Annotated in this window: 15 protein-coding genes; 11 read left to right on the forward strand and 4 right to left on the reverse strand. The window is 50.7% G+C overall.

Annotation, left to right across the window (positions count from 1 at the left end; genetic code table 11):
- The first annotated feature begins 203 nt into the window (after positions 1-203).
- The gene (locus HQ393_RS00955; RefSeq protein ID WP_179357007.1) at positions 204-2723 is read left to right on the forward strand and encodes a beta-N-acetylhexosaminidase; all 2520 of its coding nucleotides are present in this window, start codon (positions 204-206) and stop codon (positions 2721-2723) included.
- A gap of 63 nt (positions 2724-2786) precedes the next feature.
- On the opposite strand, the gene aceB is transcribed toward HQ393_RS00955, so the two are convergent.
- Together aceB and aceA are read right to left on the reverse strand one after the other, a co-directional pair.
- Positions 2787-4373 carry a malate synthase A gene (gene aceB / locus HQ393_RS00960; protein WP_179357008.1) on the reverse strand — a complete coding sequence of 529 codons (1587 nt, stop codon included), beginning with the start codon at positions 4371-4373 and terminating at the stop codon, positions 2787-2789.
- Positions 4374-4495: 122 nt separating this feature from the next.
- Positions 4496-5776 carry an isocitrate lyase gene (gene aceA, locus HQ393_RS00965; RefSeq protein ID WP_179357009.1) on the reverse strand — a complete coding sequence of 427 codons (1281 nt, stop codon included), beginning with the start codon at positions 5774-5776 and terminating at the stop codon, positions 4496-4498.
- Positions 5777-6007: 231 nt separating this feature from the next.
- Between aceA and grpE the strand changes: the two genes are divergently transcribed.
- The 3 genes from grpE to dnaJ all read left to right on the forward strand — a co-directional run bounded on the left by grpE (position 6008) and on the right by dnaJ (position 9825).
- A complete protein-coding gene (gene grpE / locus HQ393_RS00970) occupies positions 6008-6544 on the forward strand; it encodes a nucleotide exchange factor GrpE (RefSeq protein WP_179357010.1) in 537 nt (178 codons plus the stop codon).
- A gap of 162 nt (positions 6545-6706) precedes the next feature.
- On the forward strand, positions 6707-8623 hold the full coding sequence (gene dnaK, locus HQ393_RS00975; protein WP_179357011.1) for a molecular chaperone DnaK: 1917 nt from the start codon (positions 6707-6709) through the stop codon (positions 8621-8623).
- Between the two features lie 71 nt (positions 8624-8694).
- Positions 8695-9825: a molecular chaperone DnaJ gene (gene dnaJ / locus HQ393_RS00980; RefSeq protein WP_179357012.1), complete on the forward strand. Its 1131-nt coding sequence runs from the start codon at positions 8695-8697 to the stop codon at positions 9823-9825.
- Positions 9826-9937: 112 nt separating this feature from the next.
- Here the strand turns inward: dnaJ and HQ393_RS00985 are convergent, their stop codons facing one another.
- Positions 9938-11083 (reverse strand): ABC transporter substrate-binding protein, encoded by a 1146-nt coding sequence (locus tag HQ393_RS00985; RefSeq protein ID WP_179357013.1) that lies wholly within the window; start codon positions 11081-11083, stop codon positions 9938-9940.
- A gap of 97 nt (positions 11084-11180) precedes the next feature.
- On the opposite strand from HQ393_RS00985, the gene coaD reads away from it, so the two are divergent.
- From coaD to HQ393_RS01010, 5 genes are all read left to right on the forward strand, one after another.
- The gene (gene coaD / locus HQ393_RS00990; protein WP_179357014.1) at positions 11181-11681 is read left to right on the forward strand and encodes a pantetheine-phosphate adenylyltransferase; all 501 of its coding nucleotides are present in this window, start codon (positions 11181-11183) and stop codon (positions 11679-11681) included.
- A gap of 70 nt (positions 11682-11751) precedes the next feature.
- Positions 11752-12960, forward strand: coding sequence for a formate-dependent phosphoribosylglycinamide formyltransferase (gene purT / locus HQ393_RS00995; protein ID WP_179357015.1), 1209 nt, complete (start codon positions 11752-11754; stop codon positions 12958-12960).
- Positions 12961-12962: 2 nt separating this feature from the next.
- Positions 12963-13367 carry a VOC family protein gene (locus HQ393_RS01000; protein ID WP_218871239.1) on the forward strand — a complete coding sequence of 135 codons (405 nt, stop codon included), beginning with the start codon at positions 12963-12965 and terminating at the stop codon, positions 13365-13367.
- Between the two features lie 109 nt (positions 13368-13476).
- Positions 13477-14409 carry a class I SAM-dependent methyltransferase gene (locus HQ393_RS01005; RefSeq protein WP_179357016.1) on the forward strand — a complete coding sequence of 311 codons (933 nt, stop codon included), beginning with the start codon at positions 13477-13479 and terminating at the stop codon, positions 14407-14409.
- Positions 14410-14423: 14 nt separating this feature from the next.
- Positions 14424-15875 (forward strand): exonuclease domain-containing protein, encoded by a 1452-nt coding sequence (locus HQ393_RS01010; protein ID WP_179357017.1) that lies wholly within the window; start codon positions 14424-14426, stop codon positions 15873-15875.
- Positions 15876-16238: 363 nt separating this feature from the next.
- Here the strand turns inward: HQ393_RS01010 and HQ393_RS01015 are convergent, their stop codons facing one another.
- Positions 16239-17096, reverse strand: coding sequence for a PIG-L deacetylase family protein (locus HQ393_RS01015; RefSeq protein WP_179357018.1), 858 nt, complete (start codon positions 17094-17096; stop codon positions 16239-16241).
- 250 nt (positions 17097-17346) lie between these two features.
- Between HQ393_RS01015 and HQ393_RS01020 the strand changes: the two genes are divergently transcribed.
- Positions 17347-18375 carry a DUF475 domain-containing protein gene (locus HQ393_RS01020; protein WP_179357019.1) on the forward strand — a complete coding sequence of 343 codons (1029 nt, stop codon included), beginning with the start codon at positions 17347-17349 and terminating at the stop codon, positions 18373-18375.
- A 232-nt stretch (positions 18376-18607) separates the two neighbouring features.
- Positions 18608-20461, forward strand: a complete 1854-nt coding sequence (locus tag HQ393_RS01025; protein WP_179357020.1) for a type IV pilus assembly protein FimV — start codon at positions 18608-18610, stop codon at positions 20459-20461.

Genomic DNA, 20461 nt, shown 5'->3' on the forward strand with positions numbered 1-20461 from the left:
TTCTCCTTTTGGGCTGATTGTATGCTTTATTGGGCTAATAGTGGATAAAAAGGCCGTTGGGCAAGGTATAACTAAGTTCAGCAAGTGTGGGCGCATCATCCTAACGACAGCGCGCAGGCAGTGCTTGGCATTCCAAGTGCTGCACTTCTACACTGTCAGGATTAAGTGCAGGACCCGACTAACCAATCGAAGGGATACTAAGAATGAATAAGCCAGCTGGTGCGCATTTAAAATTAACATGGGCATGCAAAACCAATGCCCATAATGGCGATAACTTCCTTGCCGAATTAACGCTGACCAATCTATCTGATCAGTCATTGCCTGCATCGGGCTGGGCGATTTATTTCAATACTTGCCGCAAAATCAAACCTGAAACGGTATCGGGTAATGTGCATGTGACCCATGTGAATGGCGATTTTTGGAGCTTAGAGCCCAAAGCTGATTTTGGGGTATTGCAATCGGGCGAGACCCGCACTTTTGCCTACGAAGGCTTATTCTGGGTCATCAGCGAAACCGACGCGCCTTTGGGCTTTTATATTGTGTACGACGTGGGTACGCCAAACGCCAAAATGGAAACCATCGGCGACCCAGTGATTGCCGAGTTTGCTACGCCAGCACAGCGTAACCGCAAGTCTGACGATGCCGTTGCTTTAAGCACACCGGCTCAAACATTTGAAGAAAACCAAGGCCTGAGCCTGTTGGCGACTGATGCTATCAGCAAAATCACGCCAACTCCGCTCAGCTACCTAGCTGGCCAAGGCCAATTTAGCATTGCTAAAGATACGTTGATTGTTCATTCGGCTGATTTGGCTAATGAAGCTGCCTTTTTGCAATCGAGCTTACTCGATGTCAGTGGTGTGGTGTTGCAACGCGCGGCGATTACGCCAGCGGGTGCGGCAAGCATCAAACTGCAAATCGGCGCTGTGAAAGTGAACGATACCTTGGCGCCGAACGAAGCGTATCAGCTTGACGTTAGCGCCGCAGGCATCGTGATTACAGGCGCTTCGGCTGCCGGCGTGTTCAATGGTATTCAAAGCTTGCGTCAATTGCTGCCGGTTGAGGCTTACCTCAATCCACAAGCCAAATTGAATGTGGCAGCTTGTCAGGTTATCGACGCGCCACGTTTTGCCTATCGCGGTATGCATCTGGATGTGGGTCGTAACTTCACCAGCAAAGATACGATTTTGCGCTTGCTTGAATGCATGGCGCTGTACAAGCTGAATCAATTCCATTTCCACCTTACCGACGATGAAGGCTGGCGCGTTGAAATTCCTAGCTTGCCCGAGTTGACTGAGATTGGTAGCCAACGTGGCTACACAGCGGATGAGACCGATAACCTCGTGCCTTGCTTTGGCTCGGGTGGCGATGTGGCTGGCGAGGCGGGGAGTGGCTTTTACAGCAAAGCCGATTTTATCGAGATTCTGAAGTTTGCCACGGCACGCCATATTGAAGTCGTGCCCGAAATTGACGTACCAGGTCACGCGCGTGCCGCGATTAAAGCGATGAATGTGCGTTATACGCGTTTGATGGCACAAGGTCGTGAAGCTGAAGCGAAGCAATACCTGTTGTGTGATTTCAACGATGCGTCGGTGTACGAGTCTGTGCAGCTCTGGCACGACAATGTGATCTGCATTGCGCAAGAGTCTTGCTACAACTTCATCGAAACCGTCTTGGATGATTTGAAGGCGATGTTTATCGAGGCGGGCGCGCCATTCACCACCATGCACACCGGTGGCGACGAAGTGCCGCACGGCGTGTGGGAGCAATCGCCTGTTTGCCAAGCCTTTATGAAAGAGCAAGGCATGAGCTCGATTGTTGAGTTGCAAAACTACTTCTTGGCGCGCTACCGCGATTTGCTGAAAAAACACGGCTTGGTATTTGGCGGCTGGGAAGAAATTGCGCTGGTGAAACAGGAAGTCAACGGCGCGCATGTCCATGGCCCGAATCCAGAATTTGTGAACGCCAATTTCCGCCCTTATGTGTGGAATAACGTGTGGGGCTGGGGTCAAGAAGACTTCGCTTACCAATTGGCCAATGCGGGTTACAAAACCGTATTGTCGAACGTCACGAATCTGTATTTCGATCTTGCCTACAACAAAGATCCGCTGGAGCCTGGCTACTACTGGGGCGGCTTTATCGAAACGCGAGGTGCGTTTGAATTTGTGCCGCTCGACATTTTCACTACCGCGACAGTGAATCTGATGGGTCAGCCGCTGGATAAAGACAATATCGCCAGCAAAGTGCGTTTAACGCCAGAAGGCACCAAAAACATCATCGGTATCCAAGGCCAACTGTGGGCGGAAAACATTCGCAACCGTGGTCGTCTGGAATACTTGGCGATGCCACGTACGATTGCTTTGGCCGAGCGAGCTTGGGCGAAAGATCCTGCTTGGACATCCATCGCTGATGCGGCTGCGCGTCAGACTAAGATCGATGCGGATTGGAACGAATTTGCCAATCGCTTGGGTCAGCGCGAGTTAGCTCGCCTGGATGGCTTTGTGGGTGGATACGGCTACCGTATTCCATTGCCAGGCGTGAAAATCGTTGATGGCAAATTGCACGCCAATGTATCGGCTCCAGGCTTGGTGATTCGCTTTACGAGCGATGGCTCTGATCCAACGCCAGCTTCTGCTGCGTACACAGCGCCAGTGGCGGTGAGCGGTACAGTCAAAGTCGCGGTATTTAGCAGTACTAACCGCCGTAGCCGGATTGTGACGGTTTAACTTAGCTGTTTAAATAAAAAAGCCTCGCAATGCGAGGCTTTTTTATTGCTCAATAGATTGGCTTTAAGCGAGTCGGTTGTAGCCCGGAAGGGTTAGAAAATCGACAAATTCGTTGCTGGTTGTAATCTGATCAAACAGCTTGGCGGCTTCAGCGAGTGTGGCGCTGTAGCGCCCTTGTTGTTCGATTTTGGCAACTTCTTCAGGAAGCCAAGCGCGGAATAATTCCACCGTCACTTTGCGTCCATCATCGAGTACGCCTTTGCTCGAGCGTATCCATTGCCAGATTTGCGAGCGACTGATTTCGGCGGTGGCCGCGTCTTCCATCAGGTTGTGAATCGGTACGCAGCCCATGCCCGCCAGCCAAGACGCCAGATATTGCACGCCAACCGAAATATTGCCGCGTACGCCAGCTTCGGTGATGGGCGCTTCTGGGTGAAAATTGAGCAAATCAGCCGCGAGTGTTTGCACATCAGGGCGTTGCTTGTGAATTTGATTGGGGTATTGCCCTAAAACATTGTCCCATGCTGCTTTTGCAATGGGTACTAGCCCAGGGTGTGCAACCCAGCCGCCATCATAGCCATCGCCGGCATCGCGCTCTTTATCGGCGCGAACTTGCGCCATGGCGCGCTCATTCGCCTCCAGATCTGATTTGACGGGGATATACGCCGACATGCCGCCCATCGCGGGTGCGCCGCGTTGGTGGCAGGTTTTGAGGAGTAATAATGAATACGCGCGCATAAATGGCACGGTCATGGTGATTTTGCCGCGATCGGCGAGGCAGAAATCTTGGTCGCTACGGAATTTTTTGATGCAGCTAAAGATGTAATCCCAGCGACCCGCATTCAGGCCTGCCGAGTGTTCGCGCAATTCATACAAAATTTCGTCCATCTCAAAGGCCGCGAGGATGGTTTCGATCAGTACCGTGCCTTTTATGCAGCCGTGCGGCGCTTTGAGCTCGGCTTCGGCCCATGTGAAAACATCATTCCACAAACGGGCTTCTAAGTGCGACTCCATCTTGGGCAAGTAGAAATAACACGAGCTGCCCACGCTGAGGCGATATTGCAGGTTGTGAAATACCACCAAACCGAAATCGAATAGCGAGCCTGACATGATTTCGCCATCAACTTCGACATGCTTCTCCATTAAATGCCAGCCACGTGGGCGAGTTAGCAGCGTCGCGATTTCATGGTTCAGTGAGTATTCTTTGCCTTCGGGGCTGGTGTAGCTAATGGTGCGACGATAGGCATCAAAGACGTTGATTTGGCCTTCAATCTGGTTTTCCCAGGTCGGCGTGTTGGAGTCTTCAAAATCAGCCATGAAGGATTTCGCGCCTGAGTTGAGCGCATTAATCATCATTTTGCGCTCAACGGGGCCCGTGATCTCCACGCGGCGATCTTGCAGGTCTTCGGGTAAGGGGCTGATTTTCCATTCGCCATGGCGTATATGCGCGGTGGTGGGTAGGAAATCGGGTTTCACGCCTTGGTCGAGCATCACTTGGCGTGCAATACGCGCCGCCATGAGTTCGCGACGGCGCGGTTCAAATAATCGATGTAGTTCAGCCAGAAAGGCGAGCGCATCTGGGGAGAGTATCTTCCCAAACTCGGCGCTGATATGGCCTTTGACGCGGATACCTGCCAATGTCGTTGACATATCGTGTACTCCCTTCACGTGCTTGTAGCCTAGTGCGAACTAGGCTGTGCAGTTTATTTTTTGCCAATAACGTCGGCGGGGCTGCAAGGTGATTCAAGATCACCCTGCCGCCCGCCAATTTCTTAATGGAACTGTTCTGCTTCGGTCGAACCTTTCAGCGCCGTCGTTGACGACTGACCTTGCTGAATAACTTGCGTGACTTGGTCAAAGTAGCCGGTGCCGACTTCACGTTGGTGTTTCACCGCGGTAAAGCCACGATCTGCGGCGGCAAATTCAGCTTGTTGCAGCTCGACAAATGCGGTCATGCCCTCACGTGCGTAGCCATGTGCCAGATTGAACATGCCGTAATTGAGTGCGTGAAAGCCCGCCAGCGTGATGAACTGGAATTTGTAGCCCAGCGCGCCAAGCTCTTTCTGGAATTTGGCGATGGTCGCGTCGTCCAGATTTTTCTTCCAGTTAAACGACGGTGAGCAGTTGTAGGCGAGCATTTTGCCGGGGAATTTGGCATGAATGGCTTCGGCAAACTTGCGTGCGTACTCCAGATCAGGCTTGCCGGTCTCACACCACACCAGGTCAGCATAGGGGGCATAGGCCAGACCGCGAGAGATCGCTTGGTCTAGACCGGGATACGTCTTGTAAAAACCTTCAACCGTGCGCTCACCTGTACAGAATGCTTTGTCATTATCATCGACATCGCTGGTCAGCAAATCGGCGGCTTCGGCATCGGTGCGCGCCACGATAATCGTTGGAACACCCATCACATCGGCAGCTAGACGAGCGGCAACGAGTTTTTCAACCGCTTCGCGCGTTGGCACTAATACTTTGCCGCCCATGTGGCCGCATTTTTTCACTGAAGCGAGCTGATCTTCAAAGTGCACGCCCGCGGCACCGGCTTCAATCATCGCTTTCATTAATTCAAACGCATTCAATACGCCGCCAAAGCCTGCTTCGGCATCGGCCACAATCGGCGCAAACCAATCAATACTGTCGTCGCCTTCGGCATGATGAATTTGATCGGCGCGTGCCAGTGTATTATTGATGCGGCGCACGACTTGCGGCACGGAATTGGCGGGATACAAAGATTGATCAGGATACATCTCACCAGCCAAATTGGCGTCCGCCGCCACTTGCCAGCCAGATAGATAAATCGCTTTTAAGCCGGCTTTCACTTGTTGCATCGCCTGATTACCGGTCAGCGCACCCAATGCGTGCACATAAGATTGCTCGTGCATCAGCTTCCAGAGTTTGTTCGCGCCATGTTTGGCGATGGTGTATTCCTGCAATAAATTACCACGCAGGCGCTCGACGTCGGCGGCCGAATAAGGGCGTTTAACGCCAGCCCAGCGTGGGTTGGTTTTCCAGTCGTGTTCAAGTGCGGCAATGCGTTCTGATGCTGTACTCATGGCGTGCTCCCTGTGATCTCTCAAAGCGGCGAATCAAAATAACTAGCTGTTTTTATTGAAGCAGGTAAATTTTGCAATGCAACAAATATTGCGATGCAACACAAATTGTAGTCGCAAAAAAAATACTACATATTGGGAGAATTACTTAGGCACGTCGGTTTTTTGAGCATAAAACCCTTGAAAACATGTGGCTTATCCCAATCTATCGCTCATTCGCTGTTGGAGAACATCATGAACCAAGAAGTAAACCCAGAAATTCAAGAAGAAGTAGCCGCTCCTGCTGTTGAGCAAGAAGGCGCAGAAGCCGCCGCGCCAAGCACGGAAGATCTATTGACTCAAGCCTTGGCTGATCTGGAAAAAGCACGTCAGGACATCTTGTATGTTCGCGCAGAGGCAGAAAATGCACGTCGCCGTGCGCAAGACGAAACCGAAAAAGCCCGCAAATTTGCCGTTGAAAAATTCGCCCGTGAAATCATCTCGGTGAAAGACGCGATGGATATGGCCTTGCTCGATCAATCGGGTAATTTTGAAGGCCTGAAAATGGGCGTTGATTTGACCGCCAAACAATTGGTCACCGTGTTCGAAAAATTCGAATTACGTGAAATTAACCCGATGGGCGAAAAGCTCGACCCAAACAAACATCAAGCAATCTCTACGATGCCAAGCGAAGAAGAAGCCAACACCGTAGTACAAGTGATGCAAAAAGGGTATGAGCTCTCAGGTCGTACGATTCGCCCTGCGATGGTGGTAGTGGCTGCGGCCAAATAAGCTGTACTGATTCAAGAGCTTGAGTGAAATCTGCATAAAAAAGGCTCTTGAAATAGCAAACAGTATCCCCACTTAGTAGTCATGGTTATTTGTAAACATTGCCGCCTTTAAAAAGCTTTGAAAAATCAAGGCGGCGAGCATTAGAGATGAAGGAAGATAAAAATGGGTAAAATTATTGGTATTGACTTGGGTACAACCAACAGCTGTGTGGCTGTGATCGAAAACGGTCAACCTAAAGTGATTGAAAACTCGGAAGGCGCACGCACTACGCCTTCGATCATTGCTTACCAAGAAGATGGTGAAATTCTGGTTGGCGCGCCTGCTAAACGTCAGGCTGTAACTAACCCAAAAAATACTTTGTACGCTGTTAAGCGTTTGATCGGTCGCCGCTTCGAAGACAAAGAAGTGAAGAAAGACATCGACTCAATGCCATTTAGCATCGTACAAGCCGACAACGGCGACGCTTGGGTTTCTGTGCGCGACAAAAAAATGGCGCCACCGCAAATTTCTGCCGAGATCCTGCGCAAAATGAAAAAAACCGCCGAAGACTACCTCGGTGAAGAAGTAACTGAAGCGGTGATTACTGTTCCTGCTTACTTTAACGATAGCCAACGTCAAGCCACTAAAGACGCGGGTCGTATCGCGGGTCTGGACGTAAAACGTATCATCAACGAGCCAACTGCTGCGGCAATGGCCTTTGGTATGGATAAAGTAGCGAAAGGCGACCGTAAAATCGCCGTTTACGACTTGGGCGGCGGTACATTCGATATTTCGATCATCGACATCGCTGACGTTGATGGCTCAACGGCGTTTGAAGTATTGGCTACTAACGGCGATACATTCTTGGGCGGTGAAGACTTCGACCAACGTCTGATGGACTACATCATTGCTGAGTTCAAGAAAGAGCAAGGTATTGATCTGAAAAACGACGTAATGGCTCTGCAACGCCTGAAAGAAGCAGCCGAAAAAGCGAAGATTGAACTATCTAGTGGCGCGCAAACTGAAATCAACTTGCCATACGTAACGATGGACGCAACAGGTCCAAAACACTTGGTATTGAAGATTACTCGTGCGAAATTTGAGTCTTTGGTGGACGACCTGATTACTCGCTCTATCGAGCCATGCAAAATTGCATTGAAAGACGCAGGTTTGAAAGCGTCTGACATCGACGACGTGATCTTGGTCGGTGGTCAGACTCGTATGCCTAAAGTCATGGACGCAGTGAAAGACTTCTTCGGCAAAGAGCCACGTCGTGACGTGAATCCAGACGAAGCTGTCGCTGTTGGTGCGGCATTGCAAGGCTCGGTATTGGGTGGTGATCGTAAAGACATCTTGTTGCTCGACGTGACGCCATTGTCATTGGGTATCGAAACACTGGGCGGCATCATGACTAAGCTGATCCAGAAAAACACGACGATCCCAACGAAAGCGTCACAAACGTTCTCGACTGCAGATGATAACCAAAGCGCGGTAACGATTCACGTACTGCAAGGTGAGCGCGAAAAAGCAGCGGCGAATAAATCGCTGGGTCAATTTAACTTGGGCGATATTCCACCAGCCCCACGTGGCGTGCCACAAATTGAAGTGACTTTCGACATCGACGCAAACGGTATCTTGCACGTTGGCGCGAAAGACAAAGCATCAGGTAAAGAAGCGAAAATCACGATCCAAGCTTCTTCAGGTTTGTCTGAAGCTGAAATCGAAGCCATGGTACGTGACGCTGAATTGAATGCGGAAGAAGACAAAAAACTGCACGAATTGGTAACGGCTCGCAACTCTGGCGAAGCAATGATCCATCAAGTGAAGAAAATGTTGACTGATGCGGGCGACAAAGTAACTGCTGATGAAAAAGTCGAAATCGAAGCCGCTATCACTGAACTTGAAGGCGTAGTCAAAGGCGACGACAAAGAAGCGATCGAAGCGAAAACTGAAGCGCTGATGAAAGCGAGTCACAAAGTTGCTGAGAAAATGTACGCTGAGCAAGCGCAACCAGAAGCCGGCGCACAAGCCGCTGGTAGCGAAGCTAAGGATGACGGCAACGTAGTTGATGCTGAATTTACCGAAGTTAAAGACAAGTAATTTGGCATAAATAATAGGCACAGCGCTTGCATTGCAGGCGGCTGTGCCTTTTTGTCTCATGGAAAAGCATCATGGCAAAGAAAGATTTTTACGACATTCTGGGCGTTAATCGCGACGCCTCAGATGACGAAATCAAAAAGGCGTATCGCAAATTAGCGATGAAGTACCATCCGGACCGCAATCCCGATGCGAAAGATGCCGAAGACAAATTTAAAGAAGCCAAAGAAGCCTACGAGATTTTGTCGGATGGCCAAAAGCGTGCTGCGTATGACCAATACGGTCATGCTGGTGTTGATCCGCAATCCGGTATGGGCGGCGGTGGTGGCTTTGGTGGCGGTGGTTTTGGCGATTTCGCTGATATCTTCGGCGACATCTTTGGTGGCGGCGGTGGTGGTCGTGGAGGCCGCAGCAATGTCTATCGCGGTGCGGATTTGCGCTACAACATGGAAATCACGCTGGAAGAAGCGGCGCGTGGTGTTGAAAAGCAAATCAAGATTCCATCGCATGACGAGTGCGATAGCTGTCACGGTACCGGCGCCAAGCCTGGTACTGAAGCGAAAACCTGCCACACGTGTAATGGCCATGGCCAAGTACGGGTAGCGCAAGGTTTTTTCAGTATTCAGCAAACGTGTCCGACATGTCATGGCACAGGCAAATACATTCCTGATCCATGCCGTAAATGTAGCGGTACCGGCCGCGTTTCAACGCACAAAACATTGGCGGTGAAGATTCCAGCGGGTGTGGATGAGGGTGATCGTATCCGCCTCTCTGGTGAAGGCGAAGCCGGTGTGAATGGTGGCCCTCCAGGCGATCTGTACGTGGTAACGCACATCAAGAAACACGCGGTGTTTGAGCGTGAAGGTAATGATCTGCATTGCGAGATGCCGATTAGCTTTACGGTGGCGGCTTTGGGCGGCGAAATCGAGATTCCGACTTTGTCTGGCAAAGCACGGATTACGATTCCACCAGAAACCCAAACAGGGCAGGTCTTCCGTTTGCGCAGCAAGGGGATCAAAGGCGTGCGCAGTGCAATTACTGGTGACTTGATGTGCCATGTGGTCGTTGAGACGCCAGTGAAGCTCACAGGCCGTCAGAAAGAGCTCTTGAAAGAGTTTGAAGAAATCAGCCAAGGCGATTCGGATAAACACAATCCTCGTGCCAAATCGTTTATGGATAAAGTGAAAGACTTCTTCGGTACTTAATGGGTATGGGTCTGAAGGTATTGCTGCTAAATATCTTCAATCCAATACTTGTGTAGGGTATAAAAAAGGCCACTCTTTGAGTGGCCTTTTTCTTGAGTGATGTAACGAGTGCTTAGCGGGTCAATGCACCTGTCGGTGACATCATCGTCAGCTCGACAAAGCTGGAGCCAACGTGTTTTTTGTCGCTGAAATCAATGGCAAAGCCGCCCAAATCCAAACGTCCCATATTATTGAGCGCATTGAGCACGCCTTCACGCGTTGGCGCTTTGCCAGCACGTTTGATCGCTTCGGCCACCACGCGCGCCGCTAAATAGCCTTCGAGCAAGGCGTATGAAGGGTAATCGCTACTTTTGTATTCAGCTGCTGGATTGTTTCGCAATACCATTTCGGCATCAGTCTGGAATTCGCGAATAAAACGCACTTGCGTGTTGTAAGGGTAGGGGAAAGTCTGACTAATACCCAAGCCATGCGCTGTTTTATTGCCAATGGCGCGACCGACTTCCTCAAACTGAATCGGAGACAGACCATAAATCTGTGATGTGCCGCCTTTTTCTTTAAATTGCTTGATGAAGCTGGCCGCAGGTTTAGATACCGCGACTAGGATAATCGCTTCAGGGTTGAGCTTGGCGAGCTCAGCCGCCGCTTGCGCGGTGTCGGGTTTATTTTTGTCATACCAAACTTCTTGCAGCACTTTCAGCTGGCGTTTGTCGAGCGCGGCTTTCACGCCGGCCATACCGGCTTCACCATAAGCGTCTTTTTGCGCCAAAACGGCTACTTTGGTTACGCCCAGATTGCCGGTGAGCAATTTAATGATTTTTTCAGTTTCCTGCGCGTAGCTAGCGCGGGTATGGAAGACATAAGGATTAACTGGGTTGCGCAGACTTTCGGCGCCAGAGTGCACGCCAACCAGGGCAGTGCGGGAATTTTCGAGGACTTTGGATTTAATCAGCTCGCCGACACTACCTGTGCCATAAAACGAAATCAGCGCCAGAGCATTGTCTTTTTCAATTAAATCTTTTGCATTTTGTACGGTGCGATTGGGATCGTAAGCATCATCTTTCACCACCAGATTGATGTTTTCACCATTAATGCCGCCACGCGCATTGAGTCGGCCAAAATAGATGGATGCCCCCAAAGCTAATGCTTTACCAGTATCGGCAGATAGACCCGTTGTTGGTACTGATTGACCTACCGTGATATCGGCATTTGCGATTGATGCGATGGCGATGCTAGAAACGATGATTAGCTTTTTTAACACAATGCACTCTCCCCTTGCATGTGAATCTATGCGGCTCATCTTAAATTAATGTTCGCTGATGGTATAGTGTTCGCTGTAATTGGGCGGAGAATTTGCAATGCGGCGTGGGGTTTATGCAGGCAGTTTTGATCCAGTGACCAAAGGTCACCTCTGGATGATTGAGCATGGGGTGAATTTATTTGACGAAATGATCGTTGCCATTGGTGAAAATCCAGATAAAAAATACACCTTTAGCCTGGAAGAACGCGTAGCCATGTTGCGCGAAACAACCAGTCAAATGCCCAATTTACGGGTGGAAGTATTTCAAAATCGTTTTTTGGTGGATTACGCCCGCGAACAAGGCGCGCAATTTATTTTGCGCGGCATTCGGGAAGCGGCAGATTATGAGTTCGAGCGAAAAATGCGCTACGTCAACGCGGATTTGGCGCCACACATCGATACTATCTTTTTAATGCCACCACGCGAAATCGCGGAGATTAGCTCTACCATGGTCAAAGGCCTAGTTGGGCCCCAAGGTTGGGAAGGCGTGGTGAAACAATATGTGCCCGATCCAGTCTTTATGCGTTTATTGCACGGTTATAAAACTGTCGCTAAATAACCGCACTAATGACGATGAAATGCTGATCGTATTTTTTCAGGCTCAATTTATTGAATGAAGGATGTAATCCGTGAGAATTGGTACCCCACTGAGTCAATCTGCCGTCAAAGTCATGCTGCTCGGCTGCGGCGAGCTTGGCAAAGAAGTCATCATCGCTTTGCAACGCCTTGGCGTTGAAGTGATCGGTGTTGATCGCTATGAAAACGCGCCAGGCATGCAGGTGGCGCATCGCAGTCACGTTATCAATATGAGTGATGCCCGCGCCTTACGGGCACTGGTTGAACTGGAGCGTCCGCACTTTATCGTGCCGGAAATCGAAGCGATTGCCACCGATGAATTGGTGCGCATTGAAGCTGATGGTCTGGCAACGGTGATTCCGACCGCGCGCGCGACACAATTGACGATGAATCGTGAAGGTATTCGTCGCTTGGCGGCAGAAGAGCTGGGTTTGCCAACGTCGAGCTATCGGTTTGCGGATTCCTTGTCTGAATTGCAAGCTGCTGCGGCTGAAATTGGATTTCCTTGTTTGGTCAAACCGGTGATGTCTTCATCAGGCAAAGGCCAGTCCTTGCTCAAATCGGCCGCTGACGTTGAGGCGGCGTGGAACTACGCTGCCGCCGGTAGTCGCGTTGATCATGGTCGCGTGATTGTCGAGGGCTTTGTCGATTTTGATTATGAAATCACCTTGCTGACCGTGCGCTCGATTGGTGGTGATGGCGAGGGCGAGATTGTGACTTCATTCTGCGCGCCAGTCGGGCATGTGCAAGTGAAAGGCGATTATGTCGAAAGCTGGCAACCACAAAAAATGAGCGACAAAGCTTTGGCGCGTTCGCAAGAGATTGCCCGCAAAGTAACGGGCGCTCTGGGCGGTCGTGGCTTGTTTGGCGTTGAGTTATTTGTGAAGGGCGACGACGTGTGGTTCTCGGAAGTGAGCCCGCGCCCGCACGATACGGGTCTGGTCACCTTAATGAGCCAGTACTTCTCTGAGTTCGAGTTGCACGCCCGTGCGATTCTGGGCTTGCCGGTCGATGTGGGCCAGCGTGAGCCAGCGGCCAGCGCAGTGATCTACGGCGGGATGGAGCAAAGCGGTATCGCATTTGACGGTGTCGCCGCGGCGCTGGCCGTACCACGCAGCGATTTACGTCTGTTTGGTAAGCCCGAAGCTTTCGAGCGTCGCCGCATGGGCGTCGCGCTGGCGGCAGGCCACGACACCGATGTGGCGCGGGATCGTGCCAAGTTGGCTGCGGGTTTGGTGCAGCCTGTCATTGTTGAGGTTTAAGGGTGGGTATTCCTAGTTTGGATGTCATTGACCACATTCATGTTTATGTGGCTGATCGTGCCGCTGCCGAAACATGGTATCGACAGGTTTTGGGTCTGATACGTGTCGCTTCGCTTGAATTTTGGGCCGCAGATGGTGGGCCATTAACGCTGCAAAACGATGATTCAAGTGTGCATTTGGCTTTATTTCAGAAGGCGAATGTCCAATATCGTTGCACGGTGGCTTTTCGGGTCAGCGCGCCAGCCTTTTGCGCTTGGCGCGATCATTTGTCGCAATGCGAAACTGCCTGGACTGTCGCAGATCATCAGGTCTCGATGTCGCTGTATTTCGCCGACCCGGATGGTAATCCCTACGAAATTACGACGTATGACTACGCCGAAGTGCGGGATTTACTCGCGCATAATTGACCGTTGGTTGGGTTGATTGCCCATTTTGTACCAAAAGCTAACAGGCAAGACCGCAGTGCTTTGATACACTGCGGTCTTTGTACGTTTACACCCCTTAAAGTTGAATCAAATGGATCTCTCCAGTTATCGCAATCGTCTTGCCAAAAATGCCCGCCACTGGGGCAAATGGGCGCGCCGCCAAGGTTTGCAGTGTTATCGCATTTACGAGCGTGATGTGCCGGAGTTCCCGATGATTGTCGATGTGTATGGCGATCGGGTGCATTTGCAGGAATACGATACGGGCTGGATGGAGTCGGACGAAGACTATTCGGCGTGGATCGACGAAATTCACGCCGCGACTGCTGAAGTATTGGGTCTGCCGATCGAGCATGTGTCGCTGAAAATTCGCAAGCGAATGAAAGGCCTGACGCAGTACGAGAAGAACGAAGAATCCGGCGAGTTTTTTGTCGTGGAAGAAAACGGCTTGAAATTCGAGGTCAATCTCGACGCTTATCTGGATACGGGTCTTTTCCTCGACCACCGCAATACGCGTAAACGTGTCATGGGCGAGGCTGCTGGCAAACGTTTCCTCAACTTATTTAGCTATACCGGCGCGTTCAGTGTCTACGCTGCCGCGGGCGGCGCAAGCAGCTCGCTAACTGTGGATTTGTCGAATACCTATCTGGAATGGGCGGGTCGTAATTTTGCTTTGAACGGTATGGATCCGGTGAAGCATCAGCGCGTGCGCGCCGATGTGTTTGAGTTTTTGCGTGAGGCGACGTGTAGCCCGCAAAAATACGATCTGATCGTGATGGACCCGCCGAGTTTTTCCAACTCGAAAAAAATGCTCGGTGTGCTCGATGTGCAGCGTGATCATGCGTATTTGATTGAGTCGTGCATGTCGATGCTCGCGCCCGGCGGCGTGCTGTATTTCTCTAATAATCTGCGCAGCTTCGAGCTCGATCCGATGTTTGTCGGTCGTTGCGAAAACCTCACTGCGCAGTCGATTCCGGAAGATTTCCGCAATAAACGGATTCATCAGTGCTTCCGTTTTACTAAGTAAGTGCTGAGTTTGGTATGAGCTATCCGTTTTACCCTGCGCCGCTGGTGCTGCTTGACCTTGAAACCACGGGCGCAAAACCGGCCACTGATCGCATTACCGAAATCGGTCTGGTTCATGTGAATACGGACAGTGAGGGTATTGCTCAGTGGAGTAACCTGGTTAACCCCTGTCAGCCTATACCCCCATTTATCCAAAGTTTGACGGGTATTAATGACGCGATGGTGGCCGATGCGCCAACGTTTGCCGCTTTGGCTGACGAAGTGTTGGCCAAACTGCAAGATCGCGTTTTCGTCGCGCATAATGCGCGCTTTGATTACACCTTTTTACGTAATGAATTCAAACGTCTGGGGATGACGTTTCGCGCCAAAGTGCTATGTACTGTGCAGCTCTCGCGCAAGCTTTATCCCGATGAATTCAAGCACAGTCTGGATGCGCTGATTGCGCGCCATGGGCTGGAATATCATGGCGAGCGCCACCGCGCGCTGACCGATGCCGAGCTGATTTATCAATTTTTGCAAGCGGCAGTGAAAGATCTGGGCGCGGCGCGGGTGCACGAGGCGATCGACGAGCTGATTCGTCCTCCCGCTTTGCCCGCGCACATTGATGAAAAAGTCATCGATGATTTGCCCGACACAGCGGGCGTGTATATTTTCTACGGCGAGGATCGTGCTGGTAACAGCGACGAGCCGTTGTTTGTCGGCAGTAATAGCAATCTGCGCCGCCGTGTTTTACAGCACTTTGGTAAAAAAGCCGGCGAAGGTCAGGCGGCGTTGCTGGCTGCCGCTTTGCGCCGCATAGATTGGATCGAAACCTCGGGTGATTTGGGCTCGGCCCTATTGGAGCGGCAATTACTTACCCGCTTACGTCCTCGGTTTAACCCGTCGGTGCGCGCGAAAGTCGATCAAACACAAAGCGTGTGGGAGATTGTGCAACCCGAGTCGGACTCGGCTGAGCTTGAGGTCGCCTTAACGCCGAAATTGTTGCCGCTGGGTGAAATTGCCAATGCGCGTGGCGATTTATTTGGCCCTTTCCGTGGCGCGCGCGAGGCGCAAAATGTGCTCAATCGCATTGTCAAAGGGCAGGGCTTGTGTCGTCAGGTGTTAGGTTTGGAAAAACCGAAGAAAAATCAGGCGGTGAGCCCGTGTACGGCGTTGGCGAATGGCGAGTGTCGCGGCGCCTGTGTGGGGCGTGAGCCACTCAGCATGCACAACGCGCGTTTATTGGCATCCTTCGCAAAGCATAAATTGGCCGACTGGCCGTATGCTGGCCCGATCGGCATTACAGAGGGGCCTGAGTGGGCGCAGGTGATGCATGTCTTTGATCAATGGGTATACCTTGGGGTGGTACACTCAGCAAATGATTTAGCTCAATTGCTTTCAGCGCCATACCCTGCATATGATCTTGATATGGCTAAGCTCATTCGCAGTGAACTTAAAAAAGCCAGTGAGATTCAAATCCTAGTTTAGTGCTCGCTGCCTCAGTTTGGCCGATGTTCAGCGTGCCGCCAGCAAACCTGCGCGCTTTCATCGGGCCAGCATAGCGGTTCCTGATTAAAACTCTGGCTGGGTTTAGGTATTGCCATCACGCCAGCCACAGCCGTAGTGGCTAATACGATTCCCAAAAGGGCTATGATTTTGTTCATCATGTCCGTTCCTGTGCGTCCATATCTCGAGCAAATGCTTATTATTATTTCTAATTGTGAAATCTACGTGATTGATTTTAGTAAGTGTATTGTTTTGCATTGAGAAGGCGATGAGCGGCGGCGCATTTAGCTGCAAATGAAAAAAGGCTCTACCGTAGTAGAGCCTTTTTTATAGATACCGACTTGATTAAGCGAGGATCGCTTTAATGTCATCCGTTTCGTTGATCGTGTATTTTTTCTCGGTAGGCACAAAATTGCTGCCATCAAATTGGCCAACATGATAAATCGTACCAAATGAGAAAGTTGGCGCCGCTGCACCTTGGCCGCCACAGACTTCAGCACCACGGCGAACGTTGTCGGCCATATAGCCTGGCAGACGCAAGTGGTATGGATTGCGGCGAACTTCTTCGACGTGGCAAGCCAGCGCTGCAATCAAATCGGCCGTATCTTGCAGATTGGTCGCAATCAATGCATTTGGCGCTTCCATTTGACGCCAGAATTCGCTTTGTACTAAAACGCAGCTGTGATTGGCCGCTTTCAGTGCATCCACAACCAGATAATGCGTACCGATGTGCGCTGAGTGGTAGTCATTGTTGTGCGGGCAAACAACGACTTGCGGTTTGTTTGCACTAATGATTTTTGCCAACACAGCCACTTTTTCAGCCCAGGCTGCTGGGTCTTCACTGCGTGTTTTTGTTGTAACCGACATTAAGCCGCCAGGAATAGTTTCGAGCAAATCCCAACCGAGATAATCACACGCATTTTTTACTTCAACCCAGCGCTCTGGTTGACGTTTCAGGCCAGAGCCTTGCGTTACGGCCACGTTAACTACTTTAAAGCCTGCTTCGCGTTGTAGGCGCAATGGCAGCGCGCCAATGATGCATTCGTCATCAGGGTGTGGCGCAAAGATCATCGCAATCGGCGCATCGGCAGCGGCTGCTTGAGCAGCGGTACCGAGCGTGGCCAGATCGCTAAACAGCGGGGCATCTTTTTTTTGCAGTAATTCGTCGTGTGCTTTTACGAGGGCGAGGTAAGGATTGCTCATTAAATGGCTCCAATGATGAAGGAATGGCACCAGAAATCGGGTGCTAAAACACCGCAATTAGCGACCGTAAGGATATGCAAGAGTATAGGCGCTCTCGAGTTTGTGACCAAGTGCTTTTGCCGCAAAGCTAAGCGCAGACTGATTTAGCGCAGGAATTTAGGCACTCTAGCGATACGCGCAAAAAAAATACGCCATATTTACGGCATAATGCCGAGTCTATTATTGCTGATCGCCAAGGTGCATTGAGGCCATGCCTTATTTTTATTCATCGTTTGTCGTGACTATTATCGGCTTACTGGGGGCATGGTTTATTGCGGGTTGGACGGGCTTATGGATCGCTTTTAATCTGGCCTTGCTGGAAACGAGCTTGAGTTTTGATAATGCGGTAGTCAATGCGTCGGTACTCAAGCATTGGGACGAAAAATGGCGGCAGCGTTTTTTGCTGTGGGGCATGTTGATTGCCGTATTTGGGATGCGGGTGATTTTTCCGCTGATCATTGTGGCTTTTATCGCTGGTATTGCGCCCATGCCAGGGCCGATGGCACTGTATGATTATTTCAGTACAGGTGTGTGGCCCGCGCAGGATGTGCTCTCAATGGCCATCGTGCAGCCAGATCAATATGCCAAAATTTTAACTTCCGCCCATATCGAGGTGACCGCATTTGGTGGCGCATTCTTGCTCTTGGTGTTCCTAAATTTCTTCATCGATTACGAAAAAGAAACGCATTGGTTTGCGCCCTTGGAGCGCCTATTGGCCAAATTAGGACGCTTGGAAATGGCGGCGGTGCTGCTCAGTTTGATGGTGCTGCTGTTTATGGCTGAGCAAATGCCCGTGGCACAGGCGCATCGCTTTTTTGTGGCGGGCATCTGGGGCGTCGTCGTCTTTGTGATGATCGATGGGCTGGGTGATTTGATCGGTGATGAAGGCGCTGCGGCGAAAACAGGCTTGGCAGGATTTGTATATCTGGAAATTCTTGATGCGTCTTTCTCGTTTGATGGCGTGCTGGGCGCATTTGCATTAACTAAAAACATCTTTCTGATTGCCATCGGCTTGGGTATTGGTGCGATGTTTGTGCGCAGCTTTACCTTGATGCTGGTGGATAAAGGCACGTTGAATGCGTTCAAGTACTTAGAGCATGGCGCTTTTTGGGCCATTGGCGCGCTTGCCGCCATTATGTTGCTTTCAGCCCGATATCATGTGCCGGAGGCTGTTACGGGGGGATTGGCGGCGATTTTGATTTTATTTGCCGCCCTGCATTCATGGCTTGTTCGCAGATAATAAAGGGTATGCTCTCAAACTTATTATTTGGAATGGTCTTGAAGCATATACGTAGTGGTAGTATCGGTTGCGAAGAATTTATTTTTTCTTTGACGTGTTGTTCGCAATTGCCAATGCGAGCGTGATTATTTATCCGTTAATGACGCCTTTTGATGAGATTGAATTTGGCTTTTTGACTTTGTCAGCTACAAACAAAGCAAAGACAAATTAAGATTCATCAAGGAAGGCGGATATGAACAAGCATTGCTCGCCATTTATTTTGGCTCCGATTGCATTCTTGCTTGCGATGCATGCCGCGCAAGGCATGACTTTAGGGGAAGTACAGCTCAAGTCTTATATTGGTCAGCGATTTAAAGCTGATATACCCTATCGCCTCAATGCCGATGAGCGCACACCAGAGGGGTGTCACCAACTCTTGCCGAGCAATAATGATGTCACTTTCATCGGCTCTGCTACCGTACAAGTCATACCACAAGGCGATGGTAAATCGGGTGTTGTGCGAATTCTAGGTCGCCAAGCCGCAGAAGAGCCGATCGTTGGTTTTGCCCTGCATTTTGAATGTGACAGCATCAATCTAACGCGCGATTACAATGTATTTCTAGATCCTGCCCCCGTGGTCGACGTACCAATTGTGAGCTCCGCCGCGACCATAACAACGACAGCACCTACTTCCTTAGAAGCGCGCAAATCGAGCAAAGCAGTCAGCACGACGAAAGAGGTGACCTTACAGCAATTGGCTGAAAAGTATTACCCAATTAACTCGGCTGGCTATGAGCGCTATCTGAATAAGCTCAAACGTAATAACCCAGATTTCGGCGAAACAGATCGCATTCCTGTTGGGAGTATGATCGTGATCCCGCCTCGGCCTAAGGTGGCCAATGCCGCGCCAAAAGCGCCTTCAATGGTGTCTGTCGCGTCAGAGCAAAGCCATCTACGCCTCGAAGGCGACGAGCGCCAGCCGCCAGTCATGAGTTCAGGTAATACCAAAATCACCCCTGAAGCCTATGTGAAAGAGCTCGAAGCCAAAGTGGCGGAGCTCAGCGAATTGAGGAAAAAACTGCAGCTTGAGATTGATGCATTGGATCAGCGACTAGCGCAAAGCCAAAGTCCAGCGAGCCATGTTGTTGCCAGCGCCGCTGTCGCCGTTGCAAGTGCTGCGCAGGTCGTGGCGAGTGCACCAGTGGTAGCGGTAAAAGCACCAGAGCCCAAACCTGCAGTACCTCGCATCAAATCAGAGCAGACCAGTTGGCAATGGCCCGCATTGGGCATCTTGGGTCTACTTGGCCTAGGCACCTTGTGGTGGCGCCGTCGTTCATCGCGTGAAGAGGGCGTAGAAGAAGTCTCTGAAAGCATATTGAGTGCGCTTAAAACGAATTTCTCACCTCGCCGTGCGATGCCGACTCAACTCTCGATGATGCACAATATGAATACGGGATTTGAGGTGGTGCATGAAGATACGAATAGTTTGGATCAAGCACAATACTTTCTGGCGCAAGGTGATACGCTGCGGGCGATTGAATTGCTACAGCAATTGCTCAAGGCTGATCCACTCGATGCTGAGCGTTGGTTGATGTTGTTTAGGGTGTATCGCCAGCAAGGGATGAAATCGGATTATATTCAGTTGGCCAATAAATTTCGCGCTCAAACCCCCAAACCAAGCGAAGATGATTGGGAGTTGGTGCGTAGCATCGGCTTTAAACTTGCACCTGAGCATCCCTTGTTTGCTCGTGTGGAAGAGCCAAAACCAATCGTAGAAACGCCGGTTGATTTGGCGATCAGCAGCCTTGAAAGATCAACTCAAGTTAGTGCCTTAACCGCCAGTGCAGCGGCTGTTAGTGAAACGATCAATACCCGTGCCAGCAGTAGTGGCTCGATGAGTGATGTGAATTTAATCGACTTATTGCAACCGAAACCAGCGCCTGCACCTGCGCATTTTGTGCGCCCGACGATTGCTGAAGAGGCGGTGGATATTCAATTGCCACCGATTTCAGGGATTAAAGATCCCGTTGAACTATCGTCGCTAGAGGAGTTGGAGTTTAATGTAGAAAAATTAGAGTTTGAGGGTGGGAAAGTCCCGAAAGAATAA

Origin of the sequence: Chitinibacter bivalviorum, assembly GCF_013403565.1 — a bacterium.
Lineage (GTDB): Bacteria > Pseudomonadota > Gammaproteobacteria > Burkholderiales > Chitinibacteraceae > Chitinibacter > Chitinibacter bivalviorum.

What these genes read in the sequence shown, in the direction of transcription:
- aceB (WP_179357008.1), bottom strand. Translation starts at nt 4,373, where the DNA reads ATGTCAACGACATTGGCAGGTATCCGCGTCAAAGGCCATATCAGCGCC.
- grpE (WP_179357010.1), top strand. Translation starts at nt 6,008, where the DNA reads ATGAACCAAGAAGTAAACCCAGAAATTCAAGAAGAAGTAGCCGCTCCT.
- HQ393_RS00955 (WP_179357007.1), top strand. Translation starts at nt 204, where the DNA reads ATGAATAAGCCAGCTGGTGCGCATTTAAAATTAACATGGGCATGCAAA.
- HQ393_RS01010 (WP_179357017.1), top strand. Translation starts at nt 14,424, where the DNA reads ATGAGCTATCCGTTTTACCCTGCGCCGCTGGTGCTGCTTGACCTTGAA.
- aceA (WP_179357009.1), bottom strand. Translation starts at nt 5,776, where the DNA reads ATGAGTACAGCATCAGAACGCATTGCCGCACTTGAACACGACTGGAAA.
- HQ393_RS01015 (WP_179357018.1), bottom strand. Translation starts at nt 17,096, where the DNA reads ATGAGCAATCCTTACCTCGCCCTCGTAAAAGCACACGACGAATTACTG.
- dnaK (WP_179357011.1), top strand. Translation starts at nt 6,707, where the DNA reads ATGGGTAAAATTATTGGTATTGACTTGGGTACAACCAACAGCTGTGTG.
- HQ393_RS01020 (WP_179357019.1), top strand. Translation starts at nt 17,347, where the DNA reads ATGCCTTATTTTTATTCATCGTTTGTCGTGACTATTATCGGCTTACTG.
- HQ393_RS01005 (WP_179357016.1), top strand. Translation starts at nt 13,477, where the DNA reads ATGGATCTCTCCAGTTATCGCAATCGTCTTGCCAAAAATGCCCGCCAC.
- dnaJ (WP_179357012.1), top strand. Translation starts at nt 8,695, where the DNA reads ATGGCAAAGAAAGATTTTTACGACATTCTGGGCGTTAATCGCGACGCC.
- HQ393_RS01025 (WP_179357020.1), top strand. Translation starts at nt 18,608, where the DNA reads ATGAACAAGCATTGCTCGCCATTTATTTTGGCTCCGATTGCATTCTTG.
- coaD (WP_179357014.1), top strand. Translation starts at nt 11,181, where the DNA reads ATGCGGCGTGGGGTTTATGCAGGCAGTTTTGATCCAGTGACCAAAGGT.